Raw genomic sequence first — 12,793 nt, forward strand, 5'->3', positions numbered from 1 at the left:
GAAACGAAAGCGGCCGTACCGCACGGGGGTGCGGCACAAGCAGAGTGTGATCGCGGGGTGTAACGCTTCCTCCCCTCGCTCCCTTCCACGGAAACCTCAACCCGGCGAGAAAATCTGGCATTCCCGGGCTCCACACCTTCATTTCATCCGGCGCTCACCGGACCTCCGCCTGCCGCCCGCTCCCGCCTTACAGCCGACTTATGGCCGAAAAGGGCAGGATGGGGTCCACACACCATGCAGATCCCTGCCCGCGCGCCCCAGGGCGACACCGGAGCGCTACGCGGGTGGACACAGGAAGGACAAGCGACGTGCGCGTACTCGTCGTCGAGGACGAGCAACTGCTCGCCGATGCGGTGGCCACCGGACTGCGCCGGGAGGCCATGGCCGTCGACGTCGTGTACGACGGGGCGGCTGCCCTGGAGCGTATCGGCGTCAACGACTACGACGTGGTCGTCCTCGACCGTGACCTCCCGCTCGTCCACGGCGACGACGTCTGCCGCAAGATCGTCGAACTCGGCATGCCCACGCGCGTGCTGATGCTCACGGCGTCCGGCGACGTCAGCGACCGCGTCGAGGGCCTGGAGATCGGCGCCGACGACTACCTGCCGAAGCCCTTCGCGTTCAGCGAGCTCATCGCGCGCGTACGCGCGCTGGGACGGCGTACGAGCGTGCCGCTGCCGCCGGTCCTGGAGCGCGCGGGCATCAAGCTCGACCCGAACCGCCGCGAGGTGTTCCGGGACGGCCGCGAGGTGCAGCTGGCGCCGAAGGAGTTCGCGGTGCTGGAGGTGCTGATGCGCTCCGAGGGGGCCGTCGTGTCGGCGGAGCAGCTCCTGGAGAAGGCATGGGACGAGAACACGGACCCGTTCACCAACGTCGTACGCGTCACCGTGATGACGCTGCGCCGCAAGCTCGGTGAGCCGCCCGTCATCGTCACCGTGCCCGGTTCCGGCTACCGGATCTGATCCACCGTGGCCGCGACACCCGCGCCCCCCAAGGCGCCACCGAAACCCACCTGGGACCCCCGCCGCCCCGAGATGCCGTTCCCGTGGCTGCGTCCGACGATCCGGATAAGGCTCACGCTGCTGTACGGCGGCATGTTCCTGATCGCCGGCATCCTGCTGCTGTCGATCATCTATCTGCTGGCCGCGCAGGCGATCAACACGGGCAACGAGCCGCCGTTCAAGATCGTCACCGGTAACTCGATGAGGGTGACGAGTTCGTCCTGTCCGGCCGTCAACGCCGCGACCAACGCGGAAGGCGAGGTGTACCTGTCGACGTTCAACGCGGCGATCAGCGCCTGCGTCGACCAGCGCCGCCAGGACTCCCTGGACAACCTCCTCAGCCGCTCCCTGCTGGCCCTCCTGGGGCTCGCGGTGATCGCGTTCGCCTTCGGGTACGCGATGGCGGGCCGGGTACTCACCCCGCTGGGCCGCATCACGCGCACCGCGCGCGCGGTCGCCGGTTCGGACCTGTCCCGCCGTATCGAGCTGGACGGTCCGGACGACGAGCTGAAGGAGCTGGCGGACACGCTGGACGACATGCTGGCGCGCTTGCAGCGGGCGTTCACGGCGCAGCAGCGGTTCGTCGGGAACGCGTCGCACGAACTGCGTACGCCGCTCGCGATCAACCGGACGCTCCTGGAGGTCCACCTCTCCGACCCGAACGCGCCGGTGGAGCTCCAGCAGCTCGGCAAGACGCTGCTGGCGACCAACGAGCGCAGCGAGCAGCTCGTGGAGGGCCTGCTCCTGCTCGCGCGCAGCGACAACCAGGTCGTCGAGCGCAAGCCAGTGGACCTCGCGGAGGTGGCCGGGCACGCGATCGACCAGGTGCACGGCGAGGCCGAGGCCAAGGGCGTCGTGATCCGGGGCGAGCGGCAGAAGGCCGTCGTCCAGGGCAACGGCGTGCTGCTGGAGCGGATCGCGCTGAACCTGGTGCAGAACGCGGTGCGCTACAACGTGCCCGAGGACGGCTGGGTGGAGGTCACCACCGAGGTTCAGCACGGGCAGGCGGTGCTGGTGGTGTCGAACACCGGTCCGGTGGTCCCGGCGTACGAGATCGACAACCTCTTCGAGCCGTTCCGGCGGCTGCGTACGGAGCGTACGGGCAGCGACAAGGGGGTGGGGCTCGGGCTGTCGATCGTGAGGTCGGTGGCGCGGGCGCACGGCGGGCACATCACGGCCCAGCCGAGGGAGGGAGGGGGACTGGTGATGCGTGTCACCCTGCCTCTCTGAGATCATGGGCCCGACACACGCGAGGGTGTTCGCTTTGCGCGGAATTTTCGGGGCTTCTTCCCCGTGCTCACGTGTGTGATCGATCACAAGGACGAATTTCCGGCCATCTACTCACCGTGATCATGGGGACCGTCCTAAAGCCCGGAAAATCCGGGTTTTCGGGGGTCCTGATGACGGGAAGTACACGGTGGGGCGCCTTTGAAGTGCGACATTCGGACCGTGTACGGTCCCGATCGCCATCCAACCCGATCACCCGTGAGGAGCCCGGTTGGGTGTCGATTGAGTAACAGACCTTGATGTGAGGCAAAATCTCCCGCTCAAGGCGGGCACAAGTCCGGCCTCTCACGCGTTACGAGCGCTGAGGACACCGCATTCACCCAGAGGGGGAGAGCGACCATGGCAACCGATTACGACACCCCACGCAAGACCGACGACGACGTCGATTCCGACAGCCTGGAAGAGCTGAAGGCCCGGCGGAACGACAAGTCGGCATCCGCTGTAGACGTCGACGAGTTCGAGGCCGCCGAGGGCCTGGAACTGCCCGGCGCCGACCTCTCCAACGAGGAGTTGGCCGTCCGGGTGCTGCCCAAGCAGCAGGACGAGTTCACCTGCATGAGCTGCTTCCTGGTGCACCACCGCAGCCAGCTGGCCCGCGAGAAGAACGGTCAGCCGATCTGCCGCGACTGCGACTGAGGGAGGGTCGGCCGTGACTGGCTCGACCCCTCCTCGGAAGCGCCGCCTCCCCCTGAGGAGAGCGGACCAAGGGTCGTACGACCCTCTCGGTGTGCGTGACGACGAGCGAGGTTCATCCGACGCAGGATCGACCTCGCTCGAACCGGCGGCAGGCGGGGTTGACCTCCCGGCGCCGGACAACAGCACCGCGGCCGTCGCCAGGCGGTCGGCCGCGGTGATCAGGGACAGGGCCCGCACCCTGGCCCGGGACAGCGTCCACAAGGGCCGCGGCCGGGCCAAGGCGGGCCTGGCGTACCTCGCGGACCGGGTCATCGAGAACGCCCCCAGAATCCCCGTACGCGACCTCCAGACGCTCCGCGGCCAGTTCCCCGGCCTCGGGCCCGAGGAGCTCGCCGACAAGCTCGTGGCGGGCGCGGCGAACGCGTCCGCGACCGTCGGCGCGAGCGTCGGCGCCGCGGCCATGCTCCCCGTCCCGCCCGCGATGCCCGCGGAACTCGCGGCGGAGATCACCGGCGTCGCAGCGGTCGAACTGAAACTGATCGCCGAACTCCACGAGGTGTACGGCCTGCGCCCGCCCGGCAGCATCAAGGACCGCAGCACCGCCTACCTGCGCTCCTGGTCCGGCGAACGCGGCATCGAGGTCCTCAAGCCGTCCTCCGTGAACTCCGCGCTCGGCAGCCAGATGAAGCGCGAACTGCGCCAGCAGATCATGAAGCGCATGGTGCGCAACCTGCCGAACCTGGTTCCCTTGATGGTCGGCGCGGCCGTCGGGGCCGTCATGAACCGCAGGGACACCAGAAAACTCGCCGCGAAACTCCGCGCGGACCTCAGACAGCACCAGATCCCGTGGGACGCCCTCCCCGCGCTCCCGCCGCTGGAGAAGCCGAACGACCCGCTCGTGATCGACGAACGGGCCGTACGCAGAGGCCGCGGAGAGCTGGGGCGCTGACGCCCTAGACGGTGGCCTCCCGGGCCTCCTTGAGGGCCTGCGCCAGGCGCTCCGGCTCCCGGGTCGACAGGTACAGGTACGGCGTCGGGTCCTCGGGGTCCGTGACGAGGACGCGCAGCGCGCCCGGGATGTACGCCCGCAGCAGCAGGTACGCGCGCGTGTCCGCCTTGTACGTCCGCCAGGCGCGCGCCTCCTCCTGGTCCAGGACCTCCGCCTCGCCGAGCGCCGTGACCGGGATCTTCGCGTCCCCCGCGATCAGGAGACCGCCCACCACGCGGATGCGCGGCGACCCGTACGCGCTGGCCACGACGGCCGCCGCCGCCGTACCGCCGACCAGGCCCCCGAGCAGCGGCAGCGTGCCGAACGGCAGCAGGATCAGGGCCATCGAGACGCCCACGAGGAACGACAGGAACCACCACGAGCGGGGGGCGGTGAGGCGTTCTTCGTACGGGGGGGTGGAGAGCTGCATGGGCCAAGCTTGGCACGGGTGAGCGACCGTGCCGGGTCCGGGGCGGGGCGCGCGGAGGTGACCGGTGGGTAAGAGCGGTGAGCACAGGGTGGCCGAGGGTGAGGGACGGGCGGGTAAGGTCTGCGGCTGTGAGTGGTACTTCCGCAGCTCTTCAGCCTCCGGCCGGCGCCCTGGAACCGGTGCGGCACCCCGACGCCCCCGCGCCCGGCGGGCTTCCGGTCACCCACTACGAACAGTGTTTCGGGAGCGGTGAGGGCCGCTCCCGCGAACTGCCCAGCTCGCCGGACCGGCCGCTGCGCACCGTCGCCGTCCGCGCGTACGCGCCTTCGAGGTGAACCCGTGAGCCGTGAACCCCTGAACGTCCGGATCCGGCGCGTCGACCCCGACGTACCGCTTCCGGCGTACGAACAGCCCGGCGACGCGGGAGCCGACCTGCGGACCACCGAGGACTGCGAGCTGAAGCCCGGCGAGCGGGCCGTACTGCCCACCGGGGTCGCCATCGCCCTCCCCGAGGGGTACGCGGCCTTCGTGCACCCCCGGTCCGGGCTGGCCGCCCGGTGCGGAGTCGCCCTCGTGAATGCCCCGGGGACGGTTGATGCCGGGTACCGTGGGGAGATCAAGGTGATCGTGGTGAATCTCGATCCGCGCGAGGCGGTGCGGTTCGAGCGCTTCGACCGGATTGCCCAACTGGTCGTCCAGCAGGTCGAGAGGGTCCGCTTCCAGGAGGTCGCGGAACTTCCCGGTTCGGCTCGGGGCGAGGGGGGCTTCGGGTCCACCGGCGGCCACGCCGCGGTGGGGACGACGGACAGCACGAGCGGTGACGCCGCCACAGGCGGCACAACGGGTGGGAATCGATACGCTTCGGTCGTATCCGACCGGGAAGGACAGTGACGTGTTCGGACGTCGCAAGAAGAAGGATGCCGCCGAGGGCGCGGCCGGCGAGGCCGAGCAGGTCGTCGACAGCGTCGACACTGAGGCGGACGAGACGGACGGCCCGCGCGAGCGCGTACGGCTCGAACCCGAGCCCCGGCCCGACGGGCCCTGGGACGACACCGAGGTGAGCGACCCCGCCGAGGGCCGCGTCGACCTCGGCGGGCTCTTCGTGCCCGGCGTCGACGGCATGGAGCTGCGGGTCGAGGTCGCCGGTGACGCGATCGTCGCGGCGACCGTCGTGCTGCGCGACAGCGCCGTTCAGCTCCAGGCCTTCGCCGCGCCCAAGCGCGAGGGCATCTGGGGCGAGGTGCGCGAGGAGATCGCCTCCGGCATCACCCAGCAGGGCGGCATCATCGACGAGGTCGAGGGTCCGCTGGGCTGGGAGCTGCGCGCACAGGTGCCGGTGCAGCTGCCGGACGGGCAGAGCGGGTTCCACGTCGTGCGGTTCGTCGGCGTGGACGGGCCGCGGTGGTTCCTGCGCGGGGTGATCTCCGGGCAGGGGGCCGTGCAGCCGCAGGCCGCCGGGCTCCTGGAGCAGATCTTCCGGGACACGGTCGTCGTGCGCGGCGAGGGGCCGATGGCTCCCCGCGACCCGATCGTCCTCAAGCTGCCGAACGACGCCCAGATGGTTCCCGAAGGGGTCCAGCAGCAGGAGGAGGGCTCGCGGTTCTCCGGGGGCATGGGGCAGTTGCAGCGCGGGCCGGAGATCACCGAGGTGCGCTGAGAGTTTTTTGCGAGATCGCAAAAGGGCCGGGTTCCCCTCGGGGGTCCGGCCCTTTTGCATGCGGGTTTCGTGTTGCGTGCGGTTTTCGTGGGGCCGGAAAAAAATTTCCCGGAACGTGAACCGATCGGCCCGGATCTTCCGATGAAGGGGCAAGAAGGGCCCGACCGGATCGGCGGGGGAGCCGGTGGGGTGTCAGGGTTTTGTCAAAGGTGAGGTGATGGCGAAGGGAGTGTCTGATTTGTCTGATGAAAGGGCCGTAGCGTCTTCGCTGCACACATGGTGGTCGGCGGAAGACAATGAGGGTATGGCGCGCGGGAAGCTTCGGATCTATCTCGGTGCGGCGCCGGGCGTCGGAAAGACGTACGCGATGCTGTCGGAGGCGCACCGCAGGGTCGAGCGGGGTACGGACTGTGTCGTGGCGTTCGTGGAGCACCACGGCCGGCCGCGCACCGAGGTGATGCTGCACGGTCTGGAGGAGATCGAGCGCCGGGAGATCGACTACCGGGGCGGCGTCTTCACCGAGATGGACGTGGACGCGGTGCTGCGCAGGGCCCCGACGGTCGCCCTGGTGGACGAACTGGCGCACACGAACGTGCCGGGCTCGCGCAATGCCAAGCGGTGGCAGGACGTCGAGGAACTCCTGGCCGCGGGCATCGACGTCGTGTCGACGGTGAACATCCAGCACCTGGAGTCGCTCGGGGACGTCGTCGAGTCGATCACCGGGGTCAGGCAGCGCGAGACCGTGCCGGACGAGGTGGTGCGGCGGGCCGACCAGGTCGAACTGGTCGACATGTCGCCGCAGGCCCTGCGCCGTCGGATGGCGCACGGCAACATCTACAAACCGGACAAGGTCGACGCGGCGCTGTCCAACTACTTCCGGCCCGGGAACCTCACCGCGCTGCGGGAACTGGCGCTGCTGTGGGTGGCCGACCGGGTCGACGAATACCTGAACCAGTACCGCAGCGAGCACCGGGTCTCGGCGATCTGGGGCTCCCGCGAGCGGATCGTCGTCGGGCTGACCGGCGGCCCCGAGGGGCGCACGCTGATCCGGCGGGCGGCGCGACTCGCGGAGAAGGGGGCCGGCGGCGAGGTCCTCGCCGTGTACATCTCCCGCAGCGACGGGCTCACCTCGGCCTCGCCGAAGGAACTCGCCGTGCAGCGGACGCTGGTCGAGGATCTCGGCGGCACGTTCCACCACGTCGTCGGGGACGACATCCCCGCCGCCCTCCTCGACTTCGCGCGGGGCGCGAACGCGACGCAGATCGTGCTCGGGTCCTCGCGGCGCAAGGCGTGGCAGTACATGTTCGGGCCCGGCGTCGGGGCGACGGTCGCCCGGGAGTCGGGGCCCGACCTGGACGTCCACATCGTCACCCACGAGGAGGTCGCCAAGGGGCGCGGACTGCCCGTCGCCCGGGGCGCGCGGCTCGGGCGGGCCCGCATCCTGTGGGGCTGGCTGGTCGGCGTCGGCGGGCCGGTGGGGCTCGCGCTGCTGCTGAACGCGGTCCAGCTCGGGCTCGCCAACGACATGCTGCTGTTCCTGGCGCTGACCGTCGCCGCCGCGCTGCTCGGGGGGCTGCTGCCGGCGCTGGCCTCGGCGGCGCTGGGTTCGTTGCTGCTGAACTACTTCTACACACCTCCGCTGCACCGGTTCACGATCGCCGACCCGAAGAACATCGTCGCCATCGTGATCTTCGTCGGGGTGGCGATATCGGTCGCCTCCGTCGTCGACCTCGCCGCGCGGCGCACGCACCAGGCGGCCCGGCTGCGGGCCGAGTCGGAGATCCTGTCGTTCCTCGCGGGGAACGTGCTGCGCGGGGAGACCAGCCTGGAGGCGCTGCTGGAGCGGGTGCGGGAGACCTTCGGGATGGAGTCGGCGGCGCTGCTGGAGCGGGAGGCCGACGTCACGCCGTGGACCTGCGCCGGGCGCGTCGGGATCGGGCGGGCGGTGGAGCGGCCCGAGGACGCGGACGTGGACGTGCCCGTCGGGGACCACATGGCGCTCGCGCTGACCGGGCGGGTGCTGCCGGCCGAGGACCGGCGGGTGCTCGCCGCGTTCGGGGCGCAGGCCGCCGTCGTCCTCGACCGGCGCCGGCTCCAGGAGGAGGCCGACCAGTCGCGGGCCCTAGCCGAGGGGAACCGGATCCGGACGGCGCTGCTCGCCGCGGTCAGCCATGACCTGCGCACGCCGCTCGCCGGGATCAAGGCGGCGGTGTCGAGTCTGCGGTCGGACGATGTCGCCTGGTCCGAGGAGGATCAGGCGGAACTGCTCGAAGGGATCGAGGAGGGCGCGGACCGGCTCGACCACCTCGTCGGGAACCTGCTGGACATGTCGCGGCTCCAGACCGGGACGGTCACGCCGATCGTGCGGGAGATCGACCTCGACGAGGTGGTGCCGATGGCGCTCGGCGGGGTGCCCGAGGACAGCGTCGAGCTGGACATCCCGGAGACGCTGCCCATGGTGTCCGTCGACGCCGGGCTGCTGGAGCGGGCTGTCGCCAACCTCGTGGAGAACGGGGTCAAGTACAGCCCGCCGGGGCAGACCGTGCTGGTCGCCGCGAGCGCGCTGTCCGAGCGGGTCGAGGTGCGCGTCGTCGACCGGGGGCCCGGGGTGCCCGACGAGGCGAAGGAGCGGATCTTCGCACCGTTCCAGCGGTACGGCGACGCTCCGCGCGGCGCGGGGGTGGGGCTCGGGCTCGCGGTGGCGCGGGGGTTCGTGGAGGCGATGGGGGGAACGCTGGCGGCGGAGGATACGCCGGGGGGCGGGCTCACGATGGTGCTGACGCTGCGGGCGGCGGGTGGGGTGTCGGGTGCGGGTGAGGTGGCTGGGGCTGAGCTGTCCGGCGTGGACGGCCTGGGGGAGGGGCCGTCCGGTGCGGGTGAGGCGTCGGCGTTCGGGGTGCTTGGTGAGGGTGAGGCGGCGGTGGCCGGGGTGGCTGGTGAGGGCGAGGTGGCTTCCGGTGTTGGTAGGGGTGTACCGGCAGAATCGTCCCGTGTCGGTGGTGTCGTGGAGGCAGAGCCGTTGGGAACGTCCGAGAGGCAGGGGACATGATGAGCGCCGCCGGGGGGAATCCCCAGGGACCCACGAGGGTGCTCGTGGTCGATGACGAGCCGCAGATCGTGCGGGCGCTGGTGATCAACCTCAAGGCGCGCAAGTACGAGGTGGACGCGGCGCACGACGGAGCGAGCGCGTTGCAGTTGGCGGCGGCGCGGCATCCCGACGTCGTCGTGCTCGACCTGGGGCTGCCGGACATGGACGGCGTCGAGGTGATCAAGGGGCTGCGGGGGTGGACGCGGGTGCCGATCCTCGTGCTGTCCGCGCGGCACTCGTCCGACGAGAAGGTGCAGGCGCTGGACGCGGGCGCCGACGACTACGTCACCAAGCCGTTCGGGATGGACGAGTTGCTGGCGCGGCTGCGGGCGGCCGTGCGCAGGGCCGAGCCGGTGGGGCCGGGGGAGGGGGAGGTGCTGGTCGAGACCGAGGGGTTCACCGTGGACCTCGCGGCGAAGAAGGTCAACCGGGGTGGCAAGGACGTCCGGCTCACGCCCACCGAGTGGCATCTGCTGGAGGTGCTCGTGCGCAACACCGGGCGGCTGGTCAGCCAGCGGCAGTTGTTGCAGGAGGTGTGGGGGCCGTCGTACGGGACGGAGACGAACTATCTGCGGGTGTACATGGCGCAGCTGCGCAGGAAGCTGGAGGGGGATCCGGCGCATCCTCGGCACTTCATCACGGAGCCGGGGATGGGTTACCGGTTCGAGAAGTGAGGCGGGGAGGCGGCCGGGGGTCCGGGGTTGCCCCCCGGGGGATGCAGTATCACGGAGCCGGGGATGGGGTAGCGGTTCGAGAAGTGAGGTGAGGGGTCGGGGCTTTCAGAGAGGCCGGTACGCTTCAGGTATGAGTGCTGTGCCGCATTCCGAGAAGCCGGTGGGCCGGTTCCGGCGTATGCTCGACCGGCTTTCCTCGTCCCAGGAGGACCTGGAGTCCGAGGAGCTGCGGGAGGACGCCGAGACCGCCGGGTGTACGCGGATCGAGGACTGCCGGGATCGGCAGATAGTGACCGTTACTGGTACGTTGCGCACGGTCACTCTGCGACCGCGGGCCGGGGTTCCGGCGCTGGAGGCGGAACTGTTCGACGGGTCCGCCGCGTTGGACGTGGTGTGGCTGGGGCGGCGCTCCATCGTCGGCATAGAGCCGGGGCGGCGGCTGATCGCCTCGGGCCGGATCTCGATGAGCAGAGGTCGGCGTGTGCTGTTCAATCCTAAGTACGAACTGAGACCTCTCGGTAGGGAGTAGCCGGTGACGTCGCTCGACAAGCCGACCGGAGAAGAGCAGGCGCGGGATGCCCGGGCGGTGACCGAGGCCGCGTTGTTCGAGGCGTTCGGTGGTGTGCGGGGCATGGTCGAGACGGTCGTGCCCGGGCTGCTGTTCGTCACGATCTACACGGTCAATCAGGACCTGCACATGTCGGCTATCGCCGCGCTTGCCGTGTCCATCGCGTTGGTCGTGGTGCGGCTCGTCCGGCGGGGGACCGTCAAGCACGCGTTCAGTGGTGTGTTCGGGGTTGCCTTCGGGGTCGTCTTCGCGATGATGACCGGCAATGCGAAGGATTTCTATCTGCCGGGGATGCTGTACACGCTGGGGTTGTCCCTCGCGTACATCGTCACCACTCTGTGCGGGGTTCCTCTCATCGGGCTCATGCTCGGGCCCGTCTTCAAGGAGAACCTGTCCTGGCGGACCCGGAATCCTGGGCGTAAGAAGGCTTACTCCAAGGCCAGTTGGGCCTGGGGGCTCATTCTGCTCGCCAAGTGCGCGATTCTGTTTCCGTTGTACTGGTGGGCCGATACCACTCAGCTCGGGTGGGTGCTCATCGCGTTGAAGATTCCGCCGTTCCTGTTGGCCGTGTGGCTGACGTGGGTGTTTCTTGCCAAGGCTCCGGCTCCTATCGATGTGTTTGCTGAGATGGAGGCGGAGGAGAAGGCTGAGGAGGAGCGGAAGGCTGCGGCTGCTCGGGGTGTCGAGTAGTTTTTCGCCCCCGCCGCCCCTTCCCGTCCCGACCCCGGGGGGAGTGCCCCCGGACCCCCCTCGCCCAATCAGGGGGGTTTGGTTGTTTTGGGGCGGGTGCGGGTCCGATGTGGTTGATCGCGCAGTTCCCCGCGCCCCTAAAAGCAGAAAGCGGGAGTCTCGCCGCAGCCCGCAGCCCGCAGCCCGCAGCCCGCAGCCCGCAGCCCGCAGCCCGCAGCCACGGCTCGCAGTCGCGGCGAGACCCCGCCCTCGTCCCCCTACGCTTCCGTCTCTTCCCTTCGTACCGACAGCAAGTCCTCCAGCTGTTCCTCCCTTGCCTGGGCCGCTACGAACAGGAGTTCGTCGCCCGGTTCCAGGGAGTCTTCCGCTGTGGGGGTGAGGACTCGGGTGCCTCGGATGATCGTGACCAAGGACGTGTCCTCGGGCCATTCGACGTCGCCCACCTGTGTGCCGGCCAGCGCCGACTCCTCGGGGAGGGTCAGCTCGACCAGGTTCGCGTCGCCGTGGCTGAAGCGCAGGAGGCGGACCAGGTCGCCCACCGAGACCGCCTCCTCCACCAGGGCCGACATCAGGCGGGGGGTGGAGACCGCCACGTCCACGCCCCAGGACTCGTTGAAGAGCCACTCGTTCTTGGGGTTGTTGACGCGGGCGACGACCCGGGGGACCCCGTACTCCGTCTTCGCCAGCAGGGACACGACCAGGTTGACCTTGTCGTCGCCCGTCGCGGCGATGACGACGTTGCAGCGCTGGAGCGCGGCCTCGTCCAGGGACGTGATCTCGCAGGCGTCGGCCAGGAGCCACTCCGCCTGGGGGACCCGTTCGACGGAGATGGCCGTGGGGGCCTTGTCGACGAGGAGGACCTCGTGGCCGTTCTCCAGCAGTTCGCCCGCGATCGAGCGGCCGACGGCGCCGGCTCCGGCGATGGCGACCCTCATCGGTGACCGCCTTCCTGGGGACCCTCGGAGAAGACCGCCTCGACCTTCTCGACCTCGTCGGTCCGCATCATGACGTGCACGAGGTCGCCTTCCTGGAGGACCGTCTGCGAGGTCGGGAGGATCGCCTCGCCCAGCCGGGTGAGGAACGCCACACGGACCCCGGTCTCCTCCTGGAGCGTGCTGATCTTGTGGCCGATCCACGACGGCGACGCGTGCACCTCGGCGAGCTGCACGCCCCCGGTGGGATCGCGCCACAGCGGCTCGGCGCCGGACGGCAGGAGCCGGCGCAGCATCTGGTCGGCGGTCCAGCGGACCGTGGCGACCGTCGGGATGCCCAGGCGCTGGTAGACCTCGGCGCGGCGCGGGTCGTAGATCCTGGCCGCGACGTTCTCCACGCCGAACATCTCGCGTGCCACCCGGGCCGCGATGATGTTGGAGTTGTCGCCGCTGGAGACGGCCGCGAAGGCGCCCGCCTCCTCGATGCCTGCCTCGCGCAGGGTGTCCTGGTCGAAGCCGATCCCGGTGACCCGGCGACCGCCGAAGGAGGAACCCAGGCGCCGGAAGGCGGTCGGGTCCTGGTCGATCACCGCGACCGTGTGCCCCTGCCGCTCCAGGGTCTGCGCGAGGGCTGAGCCCACTCGGCCGCAGCCCATGATGACGATGTGCATGGCCTTACACCACGCTCCCCGCAGGTCCACTGACCTGCTTCGCTGTCGTTCTCATGTTCCTCTCTCGGCTCTTCGGGCAAAACTCGGCTCTTCGGGCAAGGTGTCGCGGCCGGATGGCGACCGCCAGGCAGACATCATGCCCGGGAATCCGCCGGTCCAGGGCCCCGGGAC

Annotated in this window: 13 protein-coding genes and 1 pseudogene; 11 read left to right on the forward strand and 3 right to left on the reverse strand. The window is 70.1% G+C overall.

The window, feature by feature from the left end:
* Positions 1-308: 308 nt before the first annotated feature.
* The 4 genes from ACQCO7_RS32680 to ACQCO7_RS32695 all read left to right on the forward strand — a co-directional run bounded on the left by ACQCO7_RS32680 (position 309) and on the right by ACQCO7_RS32695 (position 3,873).
* Positions 309-962 (forward strand): response regulator transcription factor, encoded by a 654-nt coding sequence (locus ACQCO7_RS32680; RefSeq protein WP_010353034.1) that lies wholly within the window; start codon positions 309-311, stop codon positions 960-962.
* A 6-nt stretch (positions 963-968) separates the two neighbouring features.
* Complete coding sequence (locus ACQCO7_RS32685; protein ID WP_464075166.1) at positions 969-2,231, forward strand: sensor histidine kinase; 1,263 nt, start codon at positions 969-971, stop codon at positions 2,229-2,231.
* 396 nt (positions 2,232-2,627) lie between these two features.
* Positions 2,628-2,924: a DUF4193 domain-containing protein gene (locus tag ACQCO7_RS32690; protein ID WP_003993510.1), complete on the forward strand. Its 297-nt coding sequence runs from the start codon at positions 2,628-2,630 to the stop codon at positions 2,922-2,924.
* A 13-nt stretch (positions 2,925-2,937) separates the two neighbouring features.
* Complete coding sequence (locus ACQCO7_RS32695) at positions 2,938-3,873, forward strand: hypothetical protein (protein ID WP_464075167.1); 936 nt, start codon at positions 2,938-2,940, stop codon at positions 3,871-3,873.
* Between the two features lie 4 nt (positions 3,874-3,877).
* Here the strand turns inward: ACQCO7_RS32695 and ACQCO7_RS32700 are convergent, their stop codons facing one another.
* On the reverse strand, positions 3,878-4,342 hold the full coding sequence (locus ACQCO7_RS32700) for a DUF3093 domain-containing protein (protein WP_010353038.1): 465 nt from the start codon (positions 4,340-4,342) through the stop codon (positions 3,878-3,880).
* 128 nt (positions 4,343-4,470) lie between these two features.
* Between ACQCO7_RS32700 and ACQCO7_RS32705 the strand changes: the two are divergent.
* The 7 genes and pseudogenes from ACQCO7_RS32705 to ACQCO7_RS32735 all read left to right on the forward strand — a co-directional run.
* Positions 4,471-4,593: pseudogene (locus ACQCO7_RS32705) on the forward strand (PaaI family thioesterase); the annotation flags it as partial.
* 88 nt (positions 4,594-4,681) lie between these two features.
* Positions 4,682-5,233: a dUTP diphosphatase gene (gene dut / locus ACQCO7_RS32710; protein WP_464075168.1), complete on the forward strand. Its 552-nt coding sequence runs from the start codon at positions 4,682-4,684 to the stop codon at positions 5,231-5,233.
* A 1-nt stretch (position 5,234) separates the two neighbouring features.
* On the forward strand, positions 5,235-5,999 hold the full coding sequence (locus ACQCO7_RS32715; protein WP_464075169.1) for a DUF3710 domain-containing protein: 765 nt from the start codon (positions 5,235-5,237) through the stop codon (positions 5,997-5,999).
* Positions 6,000-6,303: 304 nt separating this feature from the next.
* Positions 6,304-9,048 (forward strand): DUF4118 domain-containing protein, encoded by a 2,745-nt coding sequence (locus ACQCO7_RS32720; protein ID WP_464075170.1) that lies wholly within the window; start codon positions 6,304-6,306, stop codon positions 9,046-9,048.
* Positions 9,045-9,761, forward strand: coding sequence for a response regulator (locus ACQCO7_RS32725; RefSeq protein ID WP_050372188.1), 717 nt, complete (start codon positions 9,045-9,047; stop codon positions 9,759-9,761). The genes ACQCO7_RS32720 and ACQCO7_RS32725 overlap by 4 nt, the downstream gene beginning before the upstream one ends.
* Before the next feature lie 130 nt (positions 9,762-9,891).
* Complete coding sequence (locus tag ACQCO7_RS32730) at positions 9,892-10,290, forward strand: OB-fold nucleic acid binding domain-containing protein (protein ID WP_029183759.1); 399 nt, start codon at positions 9,892-9,894, stop codon at positions 10,288-10,290.
* A 3-nt stretch (positions 10,291-10,293) separates the two neighbouring features.
* On the forward strand, positions 10,294-11,019 hold the full coding sequence (locus tag ACQCO7_RS32735; RefSeq protein WP_409115268.1) for a DUF3159 domain-containing protein: 726 nt from the start codon (positions 10,294-10,296) through the stop codon (positions 11,017-11,019).
* Positions 11,020-11,276: 257 nt separating this feature from the next.
* Here ACQCO7_RS32735 and ACQCO7_RS32740 read toward each other — a convergent pair whose 3' ends face one another.
* On the reverse strand, positions 11,277-11,954 hold the full coding sequence (locus ACQCO7_RS32740) for a potassium channel family protein (protein ID WP_055722518.1): 678 nt from the start codon (positions 11,952-11,954) through the stop codon (positions 11,277-11,279).
* Positions 11,951-12,622 carry a potassium channel family protein gene (locus tag ACQCO7_RS32745; protein WP_409115267.1) on the reverse strand — a complete coding sequence of 224 codons (672 nt, stop codon included), beginning with the start codon at positions 12,620-12,622 and terminating at the stop codon, positions 11,951-11,953. Before ACQCO7_RS32745 ends, ACQCO7_RS32740 begins: the two co-directional genes overlap by 4 nt.
* Between the last annotated feature and the right edge of the window lie 171 nt (positions 12,623-12,793).

The organism is Streptomyces saintjeani, from assembly GCF_055409605.1.

Bases quoted from the DNA above. Each gene is read 5' to 3' on its own strand.
- ACQCO7_RS32690 (WP_003993510.1), top strand. From the start codon at position 2,628: ATGGCAACCGATTACGACACCCCACGCAAGACCGACGACGACGTCGAT.
- ACQCO7_RS32700 (WP_010353038.1), bottom strand. From the start codon at position 4,342: ATGCAGCTCTCCACCCCCCCGTACGAAGAACGCCTCACCGCCCCCCGC.
- ACQCO7_RS32720 (WP_464075170.1), top strand. From the start codon at position 6,304: ATGGCGCGCGGGAAGCTTCGGATCTATCTCGGTGCGGCGCCGGGCGTC.
- ACQCO7_RS32725 (WP_050372188.1), top strand. From the start codon at position 9,045: ATGATGAGCGCCGCCGGGGGGAATCCCCAGGGACCCACGAGGGTGCTC.
- ACQCO7_RS32730 (WP_029183759.1), top strand. From the start codon at position 9,892: ATGAGTGCTGTGCCGCATTCCGAGAAGCCGGTGGGCCGGTTCCGGCGT.
- ACQCO7_RS32740 (WP_055722518.1), bottom strand. From the start codon at position 11,954: ATGAGGGTCGCCATCGCCGGAGCCGGCGCCGTCGGCCGCTCGATCGCG.
- ACQCO7_RS32745 (WP_409115267.1), bottom strand. From the start codon at position 12,622: ATGCACATCGTCATCATGGGCTGCGGCCGAGTGGGCTCAGCCCTCGCG.